Origin of the sequence: uncultured Campylobacter sp. (genome assembly GCF_937890585.1) — a bacterium.
Classification (GTDB): Bacteria; Campylobacterota; Campylobacteria; order Campylobacterales; family Campylobacteraceae; genus Campylobacter_A.
This window is the reverse complement of the sequence record NZ_CALACG010000366.1, coordinates 1-4,542: the sequence shown is the minus strand read 5'-3', so window position 1 is coordinate 4,542 and position 4,542 is coordinate 1. Positions and strand designations below refer to the sequence as shown.

General features: G+C 35.5%; 5 protein-coding genes and 1 pseudogene. All 6 read left to right on the top strand.

Features of this window, described 5'->3' with window-relative positions; genetic code table 11:
• Positions 1-1,127 (top strand): annotated as a pseudogene (locus Q0296_RS10925) (hypothetical protein); the annotation flags it as partial.
• Positions 1,128-1,257: 130 nt separating this feature from the next.
• Complete coding sequence (locus Q0296_RS10920) at positions 1,258-1,416, top strand: hypothetical protein (RefSeq protein WP_298040514.1); 159 nt, start codon at positions 1,258-1,260, stop codon at positions 1,414-1,416.
• The gene (locus Q0296_RS10915) at positions 1,410-2,240 is read left to right on the top strand and encodes a DUF5309 family protein (protein ID WP_298040512.1); all 831 of its coding nucleotides are present in this window, start codon (positions 1,410-1,412) and stop codon (positions 2,238-2,240) included. Before Q0296_RS10920 ends, Q0296_RS10915 begins: the two co-directional genes overlap by 7 nt.
• A gap of 2 nt (positions 2,241-2,242) precedes the next feature.
• A complete protein-coding gene (locus Q0296_RS10910; protein WP_298040510.1) occupies positions 2,243-2,626 on the top strand; it encodes a hypothetical protein in 384 nt (127 codons plus the stop codon).
• Positions 2,613-2,747 carry a hypothetical protein gene (locus Q0296_RS10905; RefSeq protein WP_275586081.1) on the top strand — a complete coding sequence of 45 codons (135 nt, stop codon included), beginning with the start codon at positions 2,613-2,615 and terminating at the stop codon, positions 2,745-2,747. The genes Q0296_RS10910 and Q0296_RS10905 overlap by 14 nt, the downstream gene beginning before the upstream one ends.
• Entirely contained in the window at positions 2,741-4,459 is a 1,719-nt protein-coding gene (locus tag Q0296_RS10900; RefSeq protein WP_298040506.1) for a hypothetical protein, read from the top strand. Before Q0296_RS10905 ends, Q0296_RS10900 begins: the two co-directional genes overlap by 7 nt.
• Positions 4,460-4,542: the final 83 nt, after the last annotated feature.

Sequence of the window (4,542 nt, the reverse complement as noted above, 5' to 3'; positions counted from 1 at the left end):
ATGAATATATAAAAAATACTAACCTAAAACAATATGATACAAAGGCAAAAGCATTTAAAGATAAATTGCAAAAGGCAGGATATGATAGCATCATATTAGACGATAACGTAATAATTGCATTTAACCCAAACCAAATAAAACATGTAAAAAACAATGGAAATTTTAATAAAGAAAATGACATTTATTCATTAGGGGATAAAGGCTATTATGATCCAGTTAAAAAAGAAATTGGACTTAGTGAAATAGCAGATAAATCAACCTTAATGCACGAAATCCAACACGCCATACAAGATATTGAAGGGTTTGCGAAAGGAAGCAATGCAACTGATAAAAAATATGCTCTATATCATGGTGAAGCTGAAGCGAGGAATGTACAAAATAGGCTCGACTTAAATAAAAAAGGCAGAGCTCATCCGCATGAGACTTTTGATGTAAATCCAAACGAGACATTTGTAAGTAGAGAAGATGGCGTAAATTTTAGTCAAAAATTGCCTGAGTTAAAAGAAAAACGAGGCATCTATAATGTTACATATAATGGCAAATTTTCAACTCCAGTTTATAAGGATTTAAAGGATGTAGAGGGAGCGGTAAGATATGCGATAGGAAATAAAAACAAAGGGGCTAAACATATCGAGATAAAGCATTTAGAAGACACAACAAAGGAAGGTTATGTTACGAAGCAAGAACTATTAAATATGGGCGAGAATATGCGTAAATTTATAAAAGAATATAAAGAACCATTTATAAATGATCGCAACGCAAGGCTTTATGAATGGGAAGATAAAGATGGTGTGAGATTTAGGCTTGTCATAAATGATATAAAGGATAAAAACGGAGGAAGCGGGATACACTCCGCAATTACTTCAACCTCCGCTAATGATGATATTATAACCTTTTATTCTGATAGAAATCTAAAAGAGCCGATGAAGTTTGAGAACCCAAAACTTAAACTACTTGATGCGATAGACAATAGTAGCGACAAAGTTAGTGCAGTTGAAAAAATATTGCTCAATAAACATATAAGCGACGGCGTAAAAGCTAAAGCGGTTAATAGACTAACTAAAAATAAAATTAGTCAAGCAACTAAAAATAGCTATATATCTACTAAAAACTCCGAAAATAATTAAAAGCCCTATCTTTTAGGGCTCACTTTTTTTAAAAACATTAAATTTTCTTTTTGATTTTCTCAAAATTGGGTAGATTTGACACAGCTACAAATGATAAATTGCCATTAAATTGCATAAAAGGAGCAAAGAAATGGCAATAACAACTACTGGGTTTCAAGCCCCAGCAACAAAAAGAGAAGGGCTAAAGCCTTCGGTATATGACAAAATAATTTTAATAGGTGCTGATGAGACGCCTATACTTAAACTTATTGGCACTTCAAGTGTTAAAGGTATAGAGCACTCTTGGTAACTGACAGCTTAGCTGCCCCAAAGAAAAATGCACAACTAGAGATTTCTGACTTTGATGATCAGATCAAATCAAGCGTGCAAAAGACTTCAAATGCGGTGCAAATTTTCACTTCAAACGTTAGCGTTTCAAGAAGTATGCAAGCAGTGGCTACTTATGGCGGTAAAGAGCTAGAGCGCGAGACAGCAAAAAGAGCGAAAGAGCATAAGCTAGATATGGAGTATGCTATCTTTGGTCTTGGTCGTGATGCTGATGTTAAAAAGAGCGTGTTTAAAGCACCGACTGTTAGAACGGATGCAACAGCTGGCGAAATGGCAGGCTTATTTTACTTCTTGGCTAAGGGTGCGGCTGCATTTGCAAGTGGTAAGCGTGGCAATGTTGTAGCATTTGATAGCTCAGGCGATTGGAAAGGCACTCCAGTAGCACTAACTGAAACTATCTTATCTCAACTACTTCAAAACATTTGGGACGCAGGCACAACTCCAAAAGATGTATTCATTGGCGCTGATCTAAAGCCAGCTATCAATAAAATAGCAACTCGCCAATTTGGCAACGAGAAAAACATTAACTCTAGCGTTGTTAGCCTAGACACTGACTTTGGCAGGGTAAATTTTAGACTTCACCGCTTCTTAAGCCCTAAATACGGATTAGGCGATTGTATCATTGCAGGCGACTTTGACTACATGAAAAATGGACTACTTGTCCCAACCGAGCTAAAAGACGTGACTACTTCAAAAACAGCTATCCAAAAGAGATACTACACAGAAAGTTGTATTGAAGTAAGAAACGCAGACGCATTTGCAATAGGCGTTGGCTTAAAGGCATAACAATGCTTGCAACCGAAGCAAAAAAACATTTGAGCTTTAAAACGACAGCAGGGGTTAAGCTCCCTGCTGATGATATGCTTGGCTCACTATTTTTAGAAGCAATGCTTTTTTGCTGCGATAAGTGCGTGCCTAACGTCCTTATTAGGCGAGTGGGTAGTGAAGAGACACCATATAGAAATTTAAAAGAAGATACTTTTATTTGCGTGCCAGATATACCAAATTTTAGCAATCCAAAAGAGCACCTACAAATAGATGAAGCTTTGAGCTATGCAGTGATTAACTATGTAGCTTTTTTAATAAATAAAGACACTTATTATCGCACACTAACACTTGAGGCGATAGCAGACTACAACGCAAACGAAATGAGTGACTATGACCGAATATGATCTCTATAAGGTTTTAAAAAACGCAAAAGATTTAAGCAAAATAGATCTCTTGCGTTTTTTTAAAGAATTTGCAGAAAGAATAAAAAAGATGAAAGATACAGCAAAGGCTAAAAAATGGTAACAATAGAAGAATTGAAACTCGGGAATAAGACATTAGAAGCACTTAAATTTTTGCTTTTGCAGATCAATGAGCTTGATGTGATCCTTAATGAGCTTAATTTTGAAGAGCTAAGAGAGGCTAATAACCAAGCCAAAACGCAGATAGAAGTATTAAATAACATAAAAACAGTAGTGTTAAACACCGAAAAATCAATAGAGCAGGTAAAAGCCTCAATCGATAGTAGAAGCGAGGAAATAAATACTACCAAACAAGAAATAGAAGATGCAAAAACAAACATTATAAAAGCCAAAGATGATACCATTCTAATATATGAAAATATTTCAAGTAAAAGCGAAAGAATAGAGCAAAAATATAATGAGATTGGTGAGATAAAAAAAGGGGTCGATAGGAAGTTTGATGATATAAAAACCATAGAAGAACAAAGTCGAGATATAGCTAACGAAATAATTAACAATAAAAACATTATACTAAGAAAAATAGATGAAAATATAAATACTTTAAATAATACTATTTCTAATATCAATATTTTAAAAAATGAGACTTTACAAGAGATAGCCACAACTAAATCTAGTGTAGATACAAAAGCCAATGAAGCCCTTAATACAGCCACATCATCTCTAAATGAGATTAAGACTATCCTTAATGACTTTAAAGGCAAACAAACGGAGTTAAATGCTCTTAAGGCAAGCCTAGAGATCCTAAAGAGTAGCCTAGAGAACCTAAACAAATCAGGACTTATCAACGACACCCAAGCAGGCATAGCTCAAACTTACTCTAGCAATAAAATAAACAACTTATTGCAAGGGGTGCTAAGAGAGAGTGACGCAGCTGAGAGTAATGCTAATGGTAAGCTTGTAAAAAGAAACGCTCAAGGCAATATCTATGCTACTAACGTTTATCTTAATGCAACAACAAAAGCTGAAGTGAGCGATATAAAGAGCTCTTTAGCGACTGACAAGTGGAGATTTATCGTAAGAGATACAGGGGAAGGCTTGCTTAGGTCTATGTCTATCAAGGACTTTATAAGCTCCCAAGAGGTTGATGCTTATACTAAAGAGCAAGCAGACCGTTACTTTATCAAAAAAGGCGATGTATCAAATGAAAATGAAGCAAATAAGGTTGTTGTGAGAGGGCAAAATGGTTTTATATCTGTTGGAACGATAGCCTCATACACCTCCATAACGTCTCCTGCGTATGATATATTCCTTGAAAAAAATAACTATGACTATACTTTTGGTGTGTTTTTCAATAATTCACTATATAGAGTTAGAGCTCGTGACATTAAAGGATATTTAGATAATTATTATGCTGATAAGAAAATCACAGAGAAAGGCTTAAATGATATTAGAGCAAACATACCCCCTAGGAACAAACCAAATGGCTATGCAGGACTAGATGCTAAGGGAAAAATAACTCTTGACCTCTTGCCCTATACTGAGAATATTGTGGAGCTTTCTAATGAGATGAGTATTGACCCTCGGAAAGGTAAAAACTTCATAATAACCTTAGACAGCACACGTGGAGATTTTTCTTTTTGGCCAACTCAGTTTGGCGTAGGACAGGGTGGTGTTATAGTTGTTAAAGGGGCTAATAGAATAGAAAGCTGGAATAGCAATATAAAATGGAGAGAAGTGCCAACTGATTTAGGAGAAACTGAAGTCTTTTCTTACTTCATAGCTAGTGCAAGCGAAGTATATATGGGGAGGGCATAATGAGCTTTATGATAGGTTGTGGCGGTGGCTATACAGATGGTAAGCCTGCTTTGATGACCCCTAAATATTTTAATACTCAAGCT

Coding starts and splice junctions, on each gene's coding strand:
- Q0296_RS10910 (WP_298040510.1), top strand. CDS start 2,243: ATGCTTGCAACCGAAGCAAAAAAACATTTGAGCTTTAAAACGACAGCA.
- Q0296_RS10900 (WP_298040506.1), top strand. CDS start 2,741: ATGGTAACAATAGAAGAATTGAAACTCGGGAATAAGACATTAGAAGCA.
- Q0296_RS10920 (WP_298040514.1), top strand. CDS start 1,258: ATGGCAATAACAACTACTGGGTTTCAAGCCCCAGCAACAAAAAGAGAA.
- Q0296_RS10905 (WP_275586081.1), top strand. CDS start 2,613: ATGACCGAATATGATCTCTATAAGGTTTTAAAAAACGCAAAAGATTTA.